The sequence below is a fragment of the Flagellimonas nanhaiensis genome (genome assembly GCF_003382275.1).
Taxonomy (GTDB): domain Bacteria; phylum Bacteroidota; class Bacteroidia; order Flavobacteriales; family Flavobacteriaceae; genus Flagellimonas; species Flagellimonas nanhaiensis.
Map to the genome: position 1 here is coordinate 602378 of NZ_QTJX01000002.1, position 16714 is coordinate 619091.

Annotated in this window: 18 protein-coding genes; 7 read left to right on the plus strand and 11 right to left on the minus strand. The window is 41.3% G+C overall.

Annotated features, from left to right (window positions below; translation table 11 throughout):
- Positions 1-115 precede the first annotated feature (115 nt).
- A complete protein-coding gene (locus DX873_RS10235) occupies positions 116-1105 on the plus strand; it encodes an aspartate-semialdehyde dehydrogenase (RefSeq protein WP_116184346.1) in 990 nt (329 codons plus the stop codon).
- Positions 1106-1107: 2 nt separating this feature from the next.
- Here DX873_RS10235 and DX873_RS10240 read toward each other — a convergent pair whose 3' ends face one another.
- The gene (locus DX873_RS10240) at positions 1108-1836 is read right to left on the minus strand and encodes a LytR/AlgR family response regulator transcription factor (protein ID WP_116184347.1); all 729 of its coding nucleotides are present in this window, start codon (positions 1834-1836) and stop codon (positions 1108-1110) included.
- Complete coding sequence (locus DX873_RS10245) at positions 1826-2887, minus strand: sensor histidine kinase (protein ID WP_181899469.1); 1062 nt, start codon at positions 2885-2887, stop codon at positions 1826-1828. Before DX873_RS10245 ends, DX873_RS10240 begins: the two co-directional genes overlap by 11 nt.
- A 255-nt stretch (positions 2888-3142) precedes the next feature.
- Between DX873_RS10245 and DX873_RS10250 the strand changes: the two genes are divergently transcribed.
- The 5 genes from DX873_RS10250 (at position 3143) to arfB (ending at position 8751) form a co-directional block, all read left to right on the plus strand.
- Complete coding sequence (locus DX873_RS10250; protein ID WP_181899470.1) at positions 3143-4264, plus strand: serine hydrolase domain-containing protein; 1122 nt, start codon at positions 3143-3145, stop codon at positions 4262-4264.
- Between the two features lie 59 nt (positions 4265-4323).
- Positions 4324-5076 (plus strand): alpha/beta fold hydrolase, encoded by a 753-nt coding sequence (locus DX873_RS10255; RefSeq protein ID WP_181899471.1) that lies wholly within the window; start codon positions 4324-4326, stop codon positions 5074-5076.
- Positions 5077-5171: 95 nt separating this feature from the next.
- Positions 5172-7334, plus strand: a complete 2163-nt coding sequence (locus DX873_RS10260; protein ID WP_116184351.1) for a prolyl oligopeptidase family serine peptidase — start codon at positions 5172-5174, stop codon at positions 7332-7334.
- A 36-nt stretch (positions 7335-7370) separates the two neighbouring features.
- Positions 7371-8366, plus strand: coding sequence for an ABC transporter ATP-binding protein (locus DX873_RS10265; RefSeq protein WP_116184352.1), 996 nt, complete (start codon positions 7371-7373; stop codon positions 8364-8366).
- Positions 8344-8751 carry an alternative ribosome rescue aminoacyl-tRNA hydrolase ArfB gene (gene arfB / locus DX873_RS10270; protein ID WP_116184353.1) on the plus strand — a complete coding sequence of 136 codons (408 nt, stop codon included), beginning with the start codon at positions 8344-8346 and terminating at the stop codon, positions 8749-8751. The genes DX873_RS10265 and arfB overlap by 23 nt, the downstream gene beginning before the upstream one ends.
- Here the strand turns inward: arfB and DX873_RS10275 are convergent, their stop codons facing one another.
- The 9 genes from DX873_RS10275 to pdxA all read right to left on the minus strand — a co-directional run bounded on the left by DX873_RS10275 (position 8752) and on the right by pdxA (position 16059).
- Positions 8752-9084: a hypothetical protein gene (locus DX873_RS10275; RefSeq protein WP_116184354.1), complete on the minus strand. Its 333-nt coding sequence runs from the start codon at positions 9082-9084 to the stop codon at positions 8752-8754.
- A 343-nt stretch (positions 9085-9427) separates the two neighbouring features.
- Positions 9428-9874 carry a GreA/GreB family elongation factor gene (locus DX873_RS10285; protein ID WP_116184356.1) on the minus strand — a complete coding sequence of 149 codons (447 nt, stop codon included), beginning with the start codon at positions 9872-9874 and terminating at the stop codon, positions 9428-9430.
- A complete protein-coding gene (locus tag DX873_RS10290; RefSeq protein WP_116184357.1) occupies positions 9871-10986 on the minus strand; it encodes an NAD(P)/FAD-dependent oxidoreductase in 1116 nt (371 codons plus the stop codon). Before DX873_RS10290 ends, DX873_RS10285 begins: the two co-directional genes overlap by 4 nt.
- Before the next feature lie 35 nt (positions 10987-11021).
- The gene (gene accC, locus DX873_RS10295; protein ID WP_116184358.1) at positions 11022-12374 is read right to left on the minus strand and encodes an acetyl-CoA carboxylase biotin carboxylase subunit; all 1353 of its coding nucleotides are present in this window, start codon (positions 12372-12374) and stop codon (positions 11022-11024) included.
- A 90-nt stretch (positions 12375-12464) separates the two neighbouring features.
- Positions 12465-12959 carry an acetyl-CoA carboxylase biotin carboxyl carrier protein gene (accB, locus tag DX873_RS10300; RefSeq protein WP_116184871.1) on the minus strand — a complete coding sequence of 165 codons (495 nt, stop codon included), beginning with the start codon at positions 12957-12959 and terminating at the stop codon, positions 12465-12467.
- 23 nt (positions 12960-12982) lie between these two features.
- Positions 12983-13981 (minus strand): beta-ketoacyl-ACP synthase III, encoded by a 999-nt coding sequence (locus tag DX873_RS10305; protein WP_116184872.1) that lies wholly within the window; start codon positions 13979-13981, stop codon positions 12983-12985.
- A 174-nt stretch (positions 13982-14155) separates the two neighbouring features.
- On the minus strand, positions 14156-14356 hold the full coding sequence (gene rpmF / locus DX873_RS10310) for a 50S ribosomal protein L32 (RefSeq protein WP_116184359.1): 201 nt from the start codon (positions 14354-14356) through the stop codon (positions 14156-14158).
- 7 nt (positions 14357-14363) lie between these two features.
- On the minus strand, positions 14364-14897 hold the full coding sequence (locus tag DX873_RS10315) for a YceD family protein (RefSeq protein ID WP_116184360.1): 534 nt from the start codon (positions 14895-14897) through the stop codon (positions 14364-14366).
- A gap of 109 nt (positions 14898-15006) precedes the next feature.
- Positions 15007-16059, minus strand: coding sequence for a 4-hydroxythreonine-4-phosphate dehydrogenase PdxA (pdxA, locus tag DX873_RS10320; protein ID WP_116184361.1), 1053 nt, complete (start codon positions 16057-16059; stop codon positions 15007-15009).
- A 58-nt stretch (positions 16060-16117) separates the two neighbouring features.
- Between pdxA and DX873_RS10325 the strand changes: the two genes are divergently transcribed.
- Positions 16118-16708 carry a riboflavin synthase gene (locus DX873_RS10325; protein ID WP_116184362.1) on the plus strand — a complete coding sequence of 197 codons (591 nt, stop codon included), beginning with the start codon at positions 16118-16120 and terminating at the stop codon, positions 16706-16708.
- The last annotated feature ends 6 nt before the right edge of the window (positions 16709-16714 follow it).

Sequence of the window (16714 nt, forward strand, 5' to 3'; positions counted from 1 at the left end):
CAACATATTGGCGGTTGTTTTATTTATAACATCTTGTTATTTTTTAATTATCCATCATAAAACTGCTTGTATAAATCATTGTCTGAAGTACCTTTGTCATCACAAATAAATTGAAATGAAAGTAGCAGTAGTAGGAGCCACTGGAATGGTAGGCGAGGTTATGTTAAAAGTATTGGCAGAACGTGATTTTCCAATATCGGAATTGTTACTGGTGGCCTCGGAACGGTCCATCGGGAAAAAATTGACCTATAAGGATAAAGAACATACGGTAATTGGACTAGCTGATGCTGTAGCTGCCAGACCTGATATTGCCATTTTCTCTGCCGGAGGAGGAACTTCTTTAGAGTGGGCTCCAAAATTTGCCGAAGTCGGCACAACGGTAATCGATAATTCTTCCGCTTGGCGTATGGACCCTACAAAAAAATTGGTGGTTCCCGAAATCAATGCCCATGTGCTTACCTCAGAGGATAAAATCATTGCCAACCCCAACTGTTCAACAATCCAAATGGTGATGGCTTTGGATCCATTGCACAAAAAATATGGTATGAAACGGGTAATCGTATCAACCTATCAATCTGTTTCCGGTACGGGAGTAAAGGCAGTGGAACAAATGGAAAATGAAGCTGCTGGAGTTCAGGGAGAAATGGCCTATCCGTATCCTATTCACCGAAATGCCCTACCCCATTGCGATGTGTTCCTGGAAAATGGATATACCAAGGAAGAAATGAAATTGGCCCGTGAACCACAAAAAATATTGGACGACCGTACTTTTTCAGTTACCGCTACCGCTGTGCGGATTCCAACCGCAGGGGGACATTCAGAATCAGTAAATGTGGAGTTCTATAATGATTTTGATTTATCGGAAGTTAGAAAACTGCTAAGTGAAACCCCAGGTATTACCGTACAGGACAATCCTGATACCAATACCTATCCCATGCCCATTTATGCCAATGGCAAGGACGATGTTTTTGTAGGGCGTATTCGCAGGGATGAAACCCAGCCCAATACATTGAACATGTGGGTGGTTTCAGATAATCTTCGCAAGGGTGCCGCAACCAATGCGGTGCAGATAGCGGAGTATTTGGTAGAGAACAATCTAGTTTAAAGCTATTTTCTTAAGAGTTTATTTTTAGTAAGCAATTTCAAAACTTCATCCTTTTTGGTTCTTCCAATGGGTATTTTGTGTGTGGAAATAACAAGCATATTACCGCTTATGATCTGAACCTTGTCCAAAGCAACAATGTACGATTTGTGCACCTGAAAAAACTTAGTTTTGGGCATCATCTCAAATGCATTTTTAAGCGGTAAATGTGCGGTATACATTTTAGACTCTGTATGAATTTTGATATAATTCTGCATCCCTTCAATAAACAAAATATCCCTGTATTTGATTCTGACCAATTCTTTATCAATTTTCACGAATAGATACTCTTCATCCATTTCCCTTTCAGCAGTGTTGTCTTTATTTTCTTGATTGCCAACAATCACAGAAAAGGCTTTGTTACATGCTTGAAGAAACCGCTCCATGGAAATGGGTTTCACCAAATAATCAACTACATCATATTCAAAGCTCTCAACCGCATATTCGGTATAGGCCGTAGTAAATATGACTTTAGGTGGGTTTTGCAATGACTTTAAAAAATCCATCCCTGAGATCAAAGGCATTTCAATATCCAAAAAAACAAGGTCAATAGACTCAGTTTTTAAAATAGTGTTGGCTTGGATGGCGTTCTTGCACAGGCCTTTGAGTTCCAAAAAATCAATTTCCTGCACATAGGCTTGCAACCCTTTTCGTGCCAATGCCTCGTCGTCTATTATTAAACAACTAATTTTCATTTAGATCAATCATTAGGTCCACCTCAAATTTATGCTCGCTTGAAACTATCTCAAGTTCATGCTTTTTGTCTGGATAAATCAAATTAAGTCTGCGCTTTACATTCACAAGCCCGATGCCGCCATTGCTTTCCGGTTTCTTCTTGATTTTTGGATCACAACTATTCACCAAAACCATTCGAAATTTATTTTCACCGTCAATCATCATTTGCATTCTGACATAGTTCTTGGAGCTATCTGAATTATGGCTTAAGTATTTAAATGAATTTTCCAAAAAAGGTGATATCAGCAACGGTGCTATTTTGAGAGGTTTCAACTTTTCATCTTCATCAGGAAACTTTATATCAAACATGGCATCTTCTCCTTTTCTCACTTCTTCAATCTTGACATAGCTCTTTAAATAATCCAATTCCTTGGTCAATGGTATAAAACTAACATTGCACTCATAGAGCTGATACCGCAACAACCCCGAAAATTGCAACAAAGTCTCTTTGGCCAAATCATTATCGGCACCTATAAGGTGATAAATACTGTTGATGCCGTTAAACAAGAAGTGCGGATTGATCTGTGCTTTTAAAAAACCAAGCTCAGAGCGCAGTTTGTCTTTTTCCAACTGATTCTTTTGTCTTTCATTCTCAATCCAATCCTTTGGAAATCTATACGCAAAAGCAAAAATCCAACAGGCTACGTTGGCCACAGTTGTGTTTGCAAAAACCCATACAAAAGAGACCCAAAAATCTCCTTGTCCCTCAGCTCCGTTTTCTTGGGAGCCATGTCTGTAGGTCAACACAGAAATATCAATGACCGTTTCCAAAAGACAGACAAGCAGAACCAACAAAAAGCCATATGCCCAATATTTGAGTTTCTTGTTTTGGCTAAAGAATTTTGGAATCAAATGATATAGGTTCAGATAAAAAATAACAGCTCCTAGTGCGGTTCCATACAATACTGGAAAAAAAATGGACCCATCCGCACGGGAAAAAAACCCCCAGATTAGCCCAACTGCTTCACTGCTCGCTAAAAGCACAAAAATGCTCCATGGCAACAAATGCATTAAAAACTTTGGTATGCTGTTCCTCTTGAAAACAATCATAATGCCTAAAAATCAATAGCTAACCAAAAGGTAGACCTTCCCTTTAAAAGGTCCAAAGATGTTTTACCAACTCAATGAATTTGTTGACCAACTGCGAAAAATTGACAATTCTATTAAAAATCGTTGTTGGTCAACACTTGTTTAGCAATGGTCAACAAATTTTTTAAAAGGCAAATACCGGTTCTTCCTTTGTGGCAATCTTTTAAAATTAATGATATGAGAGCTGGATTTTTAATATTACTTGGTTTTTTTGGAATGTCACTCGTCGGATGTGATAAAGATGACCATAACCCTATAGAGCCAACACTGGAAGTTGGCGTAGCGGGAGATACTTTGTTAGAGCCAAACATGAAAAAAATACTGGAAGATTATTCTATCCCTGGTTTGGCATCTCTAACCCTCGATTCAAATGGTGTGGTTGAAGAAGTTGAAATTGGGATACAATCGATAGACGGAGAAAATGAAATAATTCAAAACAGTAAATGGCACCTTGGTTCCATTACAAAATCCATGACCGCTACTTTGGTGGGCATTTTAGTGGACCATGGTTATTTATCTTGGAACACTACCATTGGAGACGTAGCTTCTGAAGGTTATTTAGAAGATTACAAAGATGTAACCATGGTACAACTGCTTTCACACACTGGTGGAATACTGGCAGAAGATTATCCCGTGGACCCATCGGACACTAGAGATGTTTCAGAAATCAGACAAGAATGGGCTCTTGCTGTACTGAATCAGCCACAGGGACAAATAGGGACCTTTTCCTATAGCAACAACAGCTATGTAGTTGCCGGTGTTATGTTAGAACTAATTACGCAAACTTCATGGGAAGAACTTATGGAAACCTTTTTGTTGGCGCCTCTAGGCATGACACAAACTGGTTTTGGTGCTCCCGGAAAGAATGGAAACGCCCACGAACCATGGGGCCATCATCTTGAAGGTGGGGAATGGTCGCCAAAGAACCCTACAGATATTTTTTCGGATAACCCCATGGCCCTAGGTCCAGGAGGAACTGTACATACTACGCTGAATGATCTAACAAAATACATTGACCTGCATTTAGGTGAGAGTAGCATTATAAATGCTTCCACCTTAGAAATGTTGCATACTGAAGTGAACGATTCCGGGTACGCACTTGGATGGAACATCAACGAAAATGGTATTTTCCATTCTGGTAGCAATACCAATTGGTTTGCTCAATTGTACATTGACCTGGATAATAACTTTGTGAACTTTGCCGTCACAAACTCGTATGATCTTCAAGGAGAAAGAAGTATTCCTGCTATAATGGAAACTATGCGCGTTATGGGAACACGCTATGCCAACAGTCAATAATCATTAAAAGACAAACAATGAAAGGTTTCAATTTTGTTGCAGTTGTTATATGCTCGATAATGTTTGCAAATTGTTCAAGTCTTCAGAATACCACACAACAAACTGTCAACGGCCGAATCGTTGAACATGTGGTAAAGGGAAATGGCAAGGTCAGTATTGTTCTAGAAACAGGAATGGGGCCTACAATTGATACCTGGCGTAATATCTTGGATACACTTTCAACAGTTTCCAAGGTTTATGCCTACAATCGACCCGGTTACGGAACCAGTTCCCTGCATAATCCTCCCTTCACGGTTACGGATGTGGCAAAGCAGTTGCATGACAACCTTAAGTCAAGCAACATTCCTCCTCCCTATCTTTTAGTTGGGCATTCTGCCGGCGGACTCTATATCAACATGTTTGCAAGACTGTTTCCAGATGAGGTTGCTGGGGTTATTTTTCTGGATGCGTCGCACCCCCAGCAGTTTGAGTATTTTAAAAATGAACAGCAATTGCTCTACAACACGCTCACCCTCTCCATTAAAAAGAGTACTAGAAAGTATGAATTGGATATCGTCAAAAACACATTATCAGATTTTGAGAAGGCCCCTCCTTTTCCAAAGGTGCCCATTTCTGTACTGACGGCCGGAAAGAAATCATCTTTTTTGGAGAGTAACGAAATGAGACAGCAATGGCTCATCTTTCAAAAGGAATTGTCGCAACTTTCACCCAAAAGCAACCACATTATTGTAGAAGGTAGTGGACATTACATTCATCAAAACAGACCCGATGTGGTCATTGAAGAAATCAAAAGAATTCTGGATAATAAATGATTCCAAAAAGGGTACTTGATAATAGTTAAACGTTTTTTGTTGGGAGCCGTGAAAACATTTTTTATGGTATTTTTATCAGAATCAATCTGAAAAAAATGCGAAAATCTATTATGTTGATTGCAACCTGTTTTTTTGTAGGATGTGGATCATCTTCAAGATTATTGAAAAATACAAACCGAATTTTGAATTATCCCATTACACAAAAAGTTGATACAGTTGACACCTATTTTGGAACCCAAGTTGAAGACCCATATCGTTGGTTGGAAGATGACCGAAGTGAGGAAACTGAAGCCTGGGTAAAAGAACAAAACGCCTCTACATTTGGGTACCTGGACAAAATCCCCTTTAGGCAAGACCTTAAAAACCGATTGGAAAAGCTTTGGAACTATGAAAAACTGGGTTCCCCATTCAAGGAAGGGGACTATACCTATTTCTATAAGAACAATGGACTCCAAAACCAATATGTAGTTTACAGGCAAAAAGACGGGGGCGAGGAAGAAGTCTTTTTAGACCCGAACTCATTTTCGGAAGATGGTACAACCTCATTAATGTCCCTCAGTTTTACCAAAGACGGTTCCAAAGCCGCTTATCTCATTTCTGAAGGCGGCAGTGACTGGCGCAAGGGAATAGTGATTGACGCTGAAACCAGGGAAATTGTTGAGGACACTTTGGTGGATATCAAATTCAGCGGTATTTCCTGGAAGGGAAATGAAGGCTTTTTCTACTCCAGCTACGACAAACCTGAAGGCAGTGAGCTTTCCGCCAAAACGGACCAACATAAACTGTACTTTCATAAATTGGGTACGCCACAATCCGAGGATGAGCTTGTTTTTGGAGGTACTCCAGAAGAAAAGCATCGATATGTTTGGGGTTCAGTATCGGAAGATGCCAAATATCTGTTCATCTCCGCCTCGGTTTCTACCTCGGGCAACAAACTTTTCCTTAAAGATTTAACGAACCCGGACAGCGAGCTTGTCACTATTTTGGATGATACTAATTCTGATACCTATTTGGTGGACAATGAGGGCTCCAAATTGTTCTTGGTGACAGATAGAAATGCCCCAAACAAAAAAGTGGTAGTGGTTGATGCTTCCAGTCCATCCCCCGATAATTGGAAAGATTTAATTCCAGAGACCGAAAATGTTTTAACGGTTGGTACTGGCGGAGGTTATTTCTTTGCCGAATATATGGTGGATGCCATCTCCAAAGTGCTCCAGTACGATTATTCGGGCAAAATGATTAGGGAGGTTGAACTACCAGGCCTTGGGAGTGCCAATGGTTTTGGTGGAAAAAAAGAAGAGAAGGAGTTTTACTTTTCCTTTACCAACTACAACACCCCGGGTTCTTCGTACAAGTACAATGTTGAAACGGGTAACTACGAACAATACTGGAAACCCGAGATTGATTTTGACCCTGAGGCTTATGAATCCACCCAAATATTCTTTACCTCCAAAGATGGCACAAAAGTGCCTATGATCATTACCCATAAAAAAGGATTGGAACTTAATGGTAAGAACCCTACCATCCTTTATGGCTATGGAGGATTCAACATTAGTCTTACTCCTTCTTTCAGCATCGTAAATGCCGTTTGGATGGAACAAGGGGGTATTTATGCCGTTCCCAACCTAAGAGGGGGAGGAGAATATGGGAAAAAATGGCATCTAGCAGGTACCAAACTCCAAAAACAGAATGTTTTTGATGATTTTATTGCCGCCGCCGAATATTTGATTGAAAACAAGTATACTTCCAAAGAGTATTTGGCTATTAGGGGAGGCTCCAACGGTGGATTGTTGGTTGGTGCCACCATGACCCAAAGACCAGATCTAATGCAAGTAGCATTACCTGCAGTTGGAGTTTTGGACATGCTCCGCTACCATACATTTACTGCCGGTGCTGGTTGGGCATATGATTATGGGACTTCAGAGGAAAGTGAAGAAATGTTCAACTACCTAAAGGGATATTCCCCCGTTCATAATGTAAAAGAAGGTACAGAGTATCCGGCGACACTGATAACTACCGGTGACCATGACGATCGAGTGGTGCCTGCCCATAGTTTTAAGTTCGCTGCGGAACTTCAGGAAAACCAAACAGGAAATAATCCTACGTTGATTAGAATAGAAACCAATGCGGGACATGGCGCAGGAACCCCAGTAAGCAAGACCATTGAGCAGTATGCAGATATTTTTGGTTTCACTTTCTTTAATATGGGCTTCGACCAGCTTCCCAACCAAGCGGTGCTCAAAGAATTTAAGGACTAAGGAAAGAGGACAGAAATTCTGTCCCATTGTTGAGGTATGCTAAAAGTAGACATTGAATCTTTCTGTTATCAGGACCGAACCGTTCTTGAGGATATTTCCTTTCAGGTTGCCCAGGGAGAACACTTGGCTTTGATGGGTGAAAGTGGTTCCGGAAAAAGCACTTTGCTTAAAATTATCTATGGGCTTCTGCATGTAGAGAATGGTTCTGTTTCTTGGCAAAATGCTGCAGCTCTCGGGCCCAATTTTAACCTGGTTCCGGGGGAATCCTATATGAAATACCTCTCCCAAGATTTTGATTTAATGCCCTTTACCACCGTGGAGGAAAATGTAGGTCAGTACCTTTCCGTGTTTGAACGTGATAGCCATCCACAGCGTATAAAAGAACTTTTGAAGCTCATAGAGCTGGAAGACTTTGCCAAAGTCAAAGTAAAAAACCTCAGTGGAGGGCAACAGCAACGCGTAGCACTGGCACGGGTCCTTGCCCTGGAACCTGAGGTTCTTTTGTTGGATGAGCCCTTTGGGCACATCGATAATTTTAAAAGGAGTTCCCTGCGAAGAAACCTTTACGCCTATTTAAAGAAGCAGGGAATAACCGTGTTAACGGCAAGCCATGATCCCAACGATGTTCTGCCCTATACCAACCGTACCCTAATCCTTGAAAATGGAAAAATGGCAGCTCTTGACGACACCAAACTTCTCTTCAACAACCCGCCCAACTACTATATAGCTTCTTTGTTTGGCGAAGTCAACAAAGTCCCTATCAGACTTTTGAAATCCTATGCCGAAATTGACAGGTCCGTACTTGTTTATCCCCATGAGTTTAAGGTTTCTAAAACCACCGGCCTAAAAGTTGTGGTCAATAATTCCTTCTTTAAAGGAACACATTACCTCAACGAAGGGGTTACAGAAGAGGGTTCGGTTTTGTTCTTCAGTACTTCCAATGAATTGACTAACGGCGAAGCCATTTTTCTTAATGTATCTTTGGAAACCATTAATGCGAGACTTCAGGTTGAACAAAGAACAAATACATAGAGAATTACAGTTTAAGGCAGTTAGAAGTGGAGGAGCCGGGGGACAACATGTAAACAAGGTTTCCACTAAAGTGGAACTCTCTTTTGCCATACTTTCTTCCGAAGGACTTTCTGATGCTGAAAAGGAACGAATCCAGCTGAAGTTAAAATCAAGGTTGAACAATGAAGGGGTATTGGTCCTGAAGTGTGATGAAGCAAGAAGTCAACATAAAAACAAAGCTCTTGTAGTGAAGCGTTTTTTTGAAATCTTGAAAAAGGCGATTGAAGTTCCCAAAAAGCGAAGACCTACCAAGCCCACCAAATCTTCCGTGGAAAAACGCCTGAAAACCAAAAAAAGGGACTCTGAAAAGAAAGCCGGCCGTAAGAAACCGGATTTGGATCAGTAGTTAATCTGATGCTCCCTCCACCTTCCAAATAAGTTCCCGCATTTGGTCCAAAAGAGCGGCTTCCTCAAAAGGAATGAGTTGGGCCGCCATCTCCAAAACGGTCTGGACGTGTACACGGGGCTCCTTTATGTTAGGGTGGTCCTCGGCGTTGGGGTTGCCCAGGGCCAAAGTACAGACATTGATCAAGGCTTCCAGATGGAACAGCAGGTCTTGGTAGCCCTTTACATGAAAATGCTCCACTCCAAAACCCCCTTTTTGTGGCCGCAATGACCTAAAATGTTCCTGGGCCAAAAATTCCAGCCCCTTTAAAAAGGCATTTTCGTTGTTTTTCATGGTCAAAGATTTAAGTTTTCACCAAATGTAATCAAAACTATCCTTTTTGCGGATTTACGTCCGCATTTTTTATGCGAAGAACTCATTCCTTTGTTCTGAGATGGATATAAATCGAACTATTTGCAATTATATAGCCAAGGAATGGGTTGCAAAAGCAAAATCTAAAAGAGCATTTGCGATAGACCATAATATTGATGAAAAAATTGTTCGAAAAATATCTCAACCGAAGGGTTATAACATTCCTATAAAAACCCTGTACAAAATCTGTGAGGCAAGGGGAGTAAAACTATCCCAACTTTTTAAATCGATTGATGAATACCTAAAACCAAATTTGGATTAGTTTTCATGCGACTTCCAAAATGGTTTGTTCCTGTCCGTTAAAATAAAATGCTTCGCCCATTTCTTTTCCCATTAAATTTTGTGCTATGGGAGAGCCTGCGGAAATGCAGAAAACAGTTAGGTCCTTTTGCTTGAACACTTCGCTTGAGATGGCTACAAAATAATTGGCCAGATCAGTCTTCACCAGACTGCCCAAACTAATTTTGTCACTCTTCTGGTTGACATCTATTCGAAGAAGAACACTTCTGGTCTTTTCCAACTCCAACAATTGCCTGGACAATTTTTCCTGCTCCAATTGTACCATCGCCCTCCCAGTTTCGTGCTTATCGCCAGCGCTACTTTTGGTTTCAGAGCTCAACGAATCTTGAAGGGTCTTCATTCGGTCTTGCACAGTTTTGAACTTAAGTTCAAAATGCTTCCAACAATGTTTTACCAAGTCTTCTTTGTTCATACTAGTTCGGCCAATTCTTTTCCCACCAAACTACCAAGGGCAACCCCCATTCCTCCCAAGCGAACTCCACAATAGATATTGTTGGACACCTGCTTTACAATAGGAGTCTTCTGCGTTCCTACCCCCATTATTCCGCTCCATCTATGGTCTATTTCCACTTTTTGGTTAGGTAGAATTACATCGGAAAGTAATTCTTCCAATCTATTCTGAATAATTTGGGTCTGTCCAAATTCCATGGTCTCTTCTCCTTTAACGTCCAAATTCCTTCCTCCACCAAACAAGATACGGTCATCCACATTTCGGAAGTAATAAAACCCTTCATCAAAATGAAAAGTACCCTTTATTTTCAGATTCTTTATGGGTTTGGTAACAAGGACCTGCGCTCTGGCCGGAAGGATGGTCTCATTTTTAAGGAGTTTTGAGGCGAACCCATTGGTTGCCACACAAACACGGTTGGAATTGAATTCAAAATTTTCAGTTACCACAGTTGCTTGTTGGCCACTTTCCTGTATTGCTGTTACGTGGACACCATTCAAGATAGGAATGCCCTGTTGCAAGCACTTTTGCAGCAGGGAGTACATCATTTTACCAGTGTCCAATTGACCTTCGAATTTGTGGGTGATGTAATGGTCCTGAACCTTTCCAAAACCAAAGCTGTTTTCCGTTTTTACAAACGGATTATCTCTAAAAACGGGCTTGAGCAGTTTGTTTAAACGCTCCATTTCAGCACAACAATCCTCATAGAGCTCTTGATGACCTGATAGGAAAAGCTCATGTCCTCCGTGCTGCCCAAATCCAATAGAGCCATCTCCCAGAAGTTGTCGCAAAGCTTGAATTCCCTGCAAACGTTTCTGAACCAAGGCCACTACCTCTTCTTCGGCATGAGTTTTTAAGTCCGATAGGATTTCCGAAATGCTTCCGAAACAGGCAAACCCGGCATTTTTGGTACTCGCACCTTGGGGCAGACTACCTTTTTCCAACACCAAGATTTTGCTTTTGGGGTATTTTTCCTTCAGATGAAGGGCACAGTTAAGACCGACTATTCCGCTTCCAATAATGGTAAAATCCACATTGGAAAGCCAAGTTTTATATTCCCAATAGCTTAATCCCATAAAGTAAAAACCCCGATTTTCATCGGGGTCATTTTTTAATCTAAATATTTCGGGTCCATTTCAAAATCCTCCATGAACTTAGTGGTGTAGTTCCCCGCTAAATAATCGGGGTGATCCATAAGCTGTCGGTGAAACGGAATTGTAGTATTTATTCCCTCGATCACAAACTCATCCAACGCTCTGCGCATCTTATTAATGGCCTCTTCCCTTGTTTGGGCCGTTGTAATAAGCTTGGCAATCATGGAATCATAGTTTGGTGGAATTACATAACCACTGTACACATGGGTGTCCAAACGCACGCCATGGCCTCCAGGTGTGTGCAGTGTTGTAATCTTTCCTGGGGAAGGCCTGAAATCATTATAAGGGTCTTCCGCGTTAATTCTACACTCTATAGAGTGTAGTTTTGGATAATAGTTTTTACCAGAAATAGGCACTCCTCCAGCAACTAGAATCTGCTCACGGATCAAATCATAGTCCACAACCTGTTCTGTAATGGGGTGCTCTACTTGGATTCTGGTATTCATTTCCATGAAATAGAAGTTTCGATGCTTATCCACCAAAAATTCTACGGTTCCGGCCCCTTCATACTTAATGTATTCTGCAGCTTTAACCGCCGCAGCTCCCATATCTTCCCTAAGGGAATCGGTCATGAATGGTGATGGAGTCTCTTCGGTCAGTTTTTGGTGTCTTCGCTGCACCGAACAATCTCTTTCAGACAGGTGACAGGCTTTGCCGTACTGGTCGCCCACTACCTGTATTTCTATATGACGAGGTTCCTCAATCAACTTCTCCATGTACATACCGCCATTCCCAAAAGCTGCTGTGGCTTCTTTGACGGCACTTTCAAAGTTACTCTCCATTTCTTCCTCCGACCAAATGGCTCGCATTCCTTTACCACCACCACCAGCTGTAGCTTTGATCATTACGGGATACCCCATTTTTTTGGCTTCTTTCTTGGCATGGCTTACATCCTTTAGCAAACCTTCAGATCCTGGTACGGTCGGCACCCCAGCCTTTCTCATGGTCTCCTTTGCGGTGGCCTTATCTCCCATCTTGTCAATCTGCTCTCCAGAAGCTCCAATGAACTTAATGTCGTGCTCTGCACAGATTTTTGAGAATTTGGAGTTTTCTGAAAGAAACCCATATCCTGGATGAATGGCATCGGCATTGGTAATCTCCGCTGCTGCAATGATGTTCGGTATTTTTAAATAGGATTCATGGCTCGGTGCCGGGCCAATGCAAACCGCTTCATCTGCAAAACGAACGTGAAGACTTTCTTCATCGGCCTTAGAATAGACCGCTACGGTCTTAATTCCCATTTCCTTGCAGGTTCGTATAATCCTTAAGGCTATCTCCCCTCTGTTTGCAATCAATATTTTCTTGAACATAGAATTAAATTTTAAATTTTGAATTCTAAATCTTAAATGGTTTTAAACGACTTTAAGATCAGTCACTTAAAATTTAGCATTTAAAACTTTCTATGAAGGGTCTACCAAAAATAATGGCTGATCAAACTCCACTGGTGAGGAGTCCTCAACCAGTACCTTAACGATTTTACCGGAAACCTCGGACTCAATATCGTTAAATAGCTTCATGGCCTCAATAACGCAAAGTATGTCACCCTGATTGATGGTGCTTCCTACCTCAACAAACGGTGGTTTGTCCGGAGAAGGTTTTCTGTAGAACGTTCCAATAATTGGAGACTTTATGGTGATGTATTTTGAGTCGTCTTCGCCAGAACCTGCATCTGGAGCGGCCGGAGCAGCTGGCTCTTGCGCTACAGGAGCCTGAGGTTGAATAGGGGCCGCAGGGGCCTGTGCTACAGGAATCTGTTGTACGATTGTGGTCTCAGGAGCGCTGGAAGCCTGTCCCGTGCGAATGGTGATCTTCACATCCTCCATTTCCAATTTCACCTCGCTAGCGCCAGATTTGGCCACGAACTTGATTAAACTTTGAATTTCCTTAATGTCCATCGAATATGATTTAGTTAGTTGTGCTATTTTGTATTGTAGGCCCACTTTAAATAAATGGCGCCCCATGTGAATCCACCGCCAAATGCGGCAAAGATTAGATTATCCCCTTTTTTGAGTTGTTTTTCATAATCGTTTAACAACAAAGGTAAGGTGGCCGAGGTCGTATTTCCGTACTTGTGAATATTGATCATGACCTTATCCTTTTCTAGGCCCATCCTGTTGGCGGTAGCATCAATGATTCGTTTATTGGCCTGATGTGGCACCAACCAATTTACGTCCTCTTTTTCCAGATTGTTCCTTTCCATAATCAATGCCGAAACATCGGCCATGTTGGAAACGGCAAACTTAAAGACAGATTTTCCGTCCTGAAAAACATAATGCTGTTTGTTCTTTACGGTTTCTTCCGAAGCAGGTAAAATTGAACCTCCCGCCTCAATCTTCAAAAACTGTCGGCCTACACCATCTGATCGTAAATGTTCATCCTGAAACCCTAATCCTTCCTCATTGGGCTCAAAAAGTACTGCTCCAGCACCATCTCCAAAAATAATGCAGGTGGTTCTGTCGGTATAATCAATTATAGAAGACATTTTATCGGCTCCTATAAGCAATACTTTTTTATACCTGCCAGATTCTATATAACTGGCCGCGGTTGACATTCCATAAAGAAAGCTAGAGCAAGCAGCTTGCAGGTCATAAGAGAAAGCATTGACAGCACCTATTTCCGAAGCAACAAAAGCTGCAGTAGCAGCAACCGGAATATCCGGTGTTGCGGTAGCCACCAAAACAAAATCTATTTCTGCAGGGTCCACCCCACTTTTTTGCAACAGGTCCTCGGCTGCTTTAATGGCCAAATATGACGTCCCTGCTCCTTCTTTTTTTAATATTCTTCGTTCCTTGATACCGGTTCTGGTAGTGATCCATTCATCGTTGGTATCTACCATGGTCTCCAAGACTTTGTTGGACAAAACAAAATCAGGAACATAGCCCCCCACAGCTGTAATTGCTGCTGTTGTTTTTTTCATATTGGTGTCTTTTTTTGTCAAAAACGTTAAGATTTGACCCAAAAGCGGTGAAAATTAGTCATTTTATATGACTTATTTATGAAAACAGGGTCGATTTTAATGATTGGGTATGGCCCATAAAAAAACTCCCGTTACATCAAAAACGGGAGTTGTTAAATCTTATAGGGTTTACATTTAAGCCGCTGTTTCTTCTTCGGTCTTGTCAATCAAAACCTGTCCTTTGTAGTACAGCTTGCCTTCATGCCAATGTGCTCTATGAAACAAGTGCATTTCACCAGTTACAGAATCTTTGGCGATTGTAGGCATTGACGCTTTGTAATGGGTTCTTCTTTTGTCCCTTCTGGTCTTTGATGTTTTTCTTTTAGGATGTGCCATTGTAAACCTATTTGTCCGTTAGTAACTTTTTTAAGTCATCCCATCTGGGATCTGTTTTTTCTGATTGTTCTTTGGTCTCTTTTGGTTGTAACTCTTCGAGCTTGTCCAAGATGTCTGATTTTAAGCTGCCGTCCAGAACACCTGGATGAACCCTTTTCTGCGGAACGGCCAAAACCAGCATTTCATAAACATACTGGGCTATGTTGAATTGGTGTTCTCCATGGGGAATAATCAGAATTTCATCGTCTTCATCATTATATTCCTCTCCGAACTTAACGACCAAATGAAGTTCTGAATCCACACTTTGATCAAAAGGCTCCCCTGTTAAATCACAATCCACGTCTACCGTTCCTCGGGCCTCAATGTTCAATTCCATCATATTGCTCATCTTTTCCAATATGGCGGTTATCTTTAATGATGCCCCATTAAACTCTTGGTAATCAAAAGATTCAAAGAACGTATTGTCTATTTCGTACTCAAACTTGTGCTTTCCCTGCTTTAAACCAGAAAAAGGAATGAAAAACTCCTTCAACTTCATCATTTCAACACTTAAGGTTTGTGTACCAGCCTTTAAAGGCGGGTGCAAAGATACTACTTATTTATAAATGTACAATTACTTGCACAGAATTATGAAAACGCCCCAACAAAATCTACCCTGCCTTTTTGACCCTCTGCTTTTGCAATGGGTTTTTGGTCAGCTCTAAATATTCATTTCTGTTCTTGAACACCTTCAAAGCTGTAAAAACTGCTTCCTTAAAAGAACTTGGGTCAGCTTTTCCTGTCCCTGCAATTTCATACGCAGTGCCATGGTCCGGTGAAGTCCTGATTTTTTCAAGTCCGGCGGTATAGTTTACTCCTTTTCCGAAAGACAGTGTTTTAAAAGGAATTAGTCCCTGGTCATGATAGGCAGCCAAAACGGCATCAAAGTTTTGATGGCTGTTAGAGCCAAAAAAACTATCTGCAGAGTATGGTCCGTACACCAAAGTTCCCTTGTCAAAAATCTCTTGGATAACCGGTTTTAAAATCTTGTCATCTTCCTCTCCAATAGTTCCATTGTCCCCACTGTGTGGGTTTATCCCCAACAAAGCTATTTTTGGGCGGCGGATGCCAAAATCCATCTTTAAGGATTTTTCCATGATGTTTACCTTATCCCGAATCAATTTTGGGGTGATGGCCTGGGCCACGTCCTTTACAGCAATATGGTCGGTCAACAAACCTACACGCAAATCATCTGTCACCATAAACATTAGGCTTTCTCCTTTGAGCTCCTGGGCGAGAAAATCTGTATGTCCCGGAAATTTAAACTCTTCGGATTGTATGTTGTTCTTGTTGATTGGTGCCGTGACCAAAATATCTATTTTCCCATTCTTTAAAGCTGCAACCGCAGCTTTTAACGACTTAATAGCAAATCTTCCTCCTTCTTGTGTAGCCTGACCAAACTCTACCTTTGGAACTTCTTTCCAAACATTTACGATATTGATCTTTCCATCAACGGCTTGGGCCGCATCCTTGACCCCGTTGAAAGCTATATTTATCCCCAAATCTGATTTCTGCTGGGAGATTGCCTTGTTAGAAGCAAAAATGACCGGGGTGCAAAAGTCCATCATTCTGGAATCCTCAAAGGTCCTCAATGCCACTTCGCATCCTATTCCGTTTAAATCTCCAACGGAAATTCCAAGTTTTATTTTTTGTTTTTCTTTCATAAAATCAGCGCCGATATGGCTACTTTTACAGTACAAAACTAGTCAATAAAAAAGACACATGTTTACAGGTATTATAGAGACATTGGGTAAAGTTGAAAAACTGGAAAAAGAAGGGGGCAATCTGCATATTACATTGTCCTCAAATATTACTTCAGAATTGAAAATAGATCAAAGTTTGGCCCATAACGGGGTTTGCTTAACGGTTGTTGATTTGAATGGCAACAACTACACTGTTACTGCCATTGCGGAAACCCTTAGCAAGTCCAGTCTGGGAGATTTAAAGGTGGGAGACATTGTAAATTTGGAACGTGCCATGGTCTTGGGTGCCCGTTTGGACGGCCATATTGTTCAGGGGCATGTAGACCAAATTGCGGTTTGCTCTTCTGTAGAGGAAAAAGATGGAAGCTGGGTGTTTGGTTTTGAATATGATCCTGGTTTCAACAATGTAACCATTGAAAAGGGTTCCATTACCGTGGACGGTGTGAGTCTTACCGTGGTCAATTCCCAAAAGAATACGTTTAGTGTGGCCATAATTCCCTATACCTTCGAAAATACCCGTTTCAACATGTATGAAATTGGCACCAGGGTAAATCTGGAATTTGATGTCATCGGTAAATACGTGGCCCGTTTGATGGAGATGACAGCATAAGCCCTT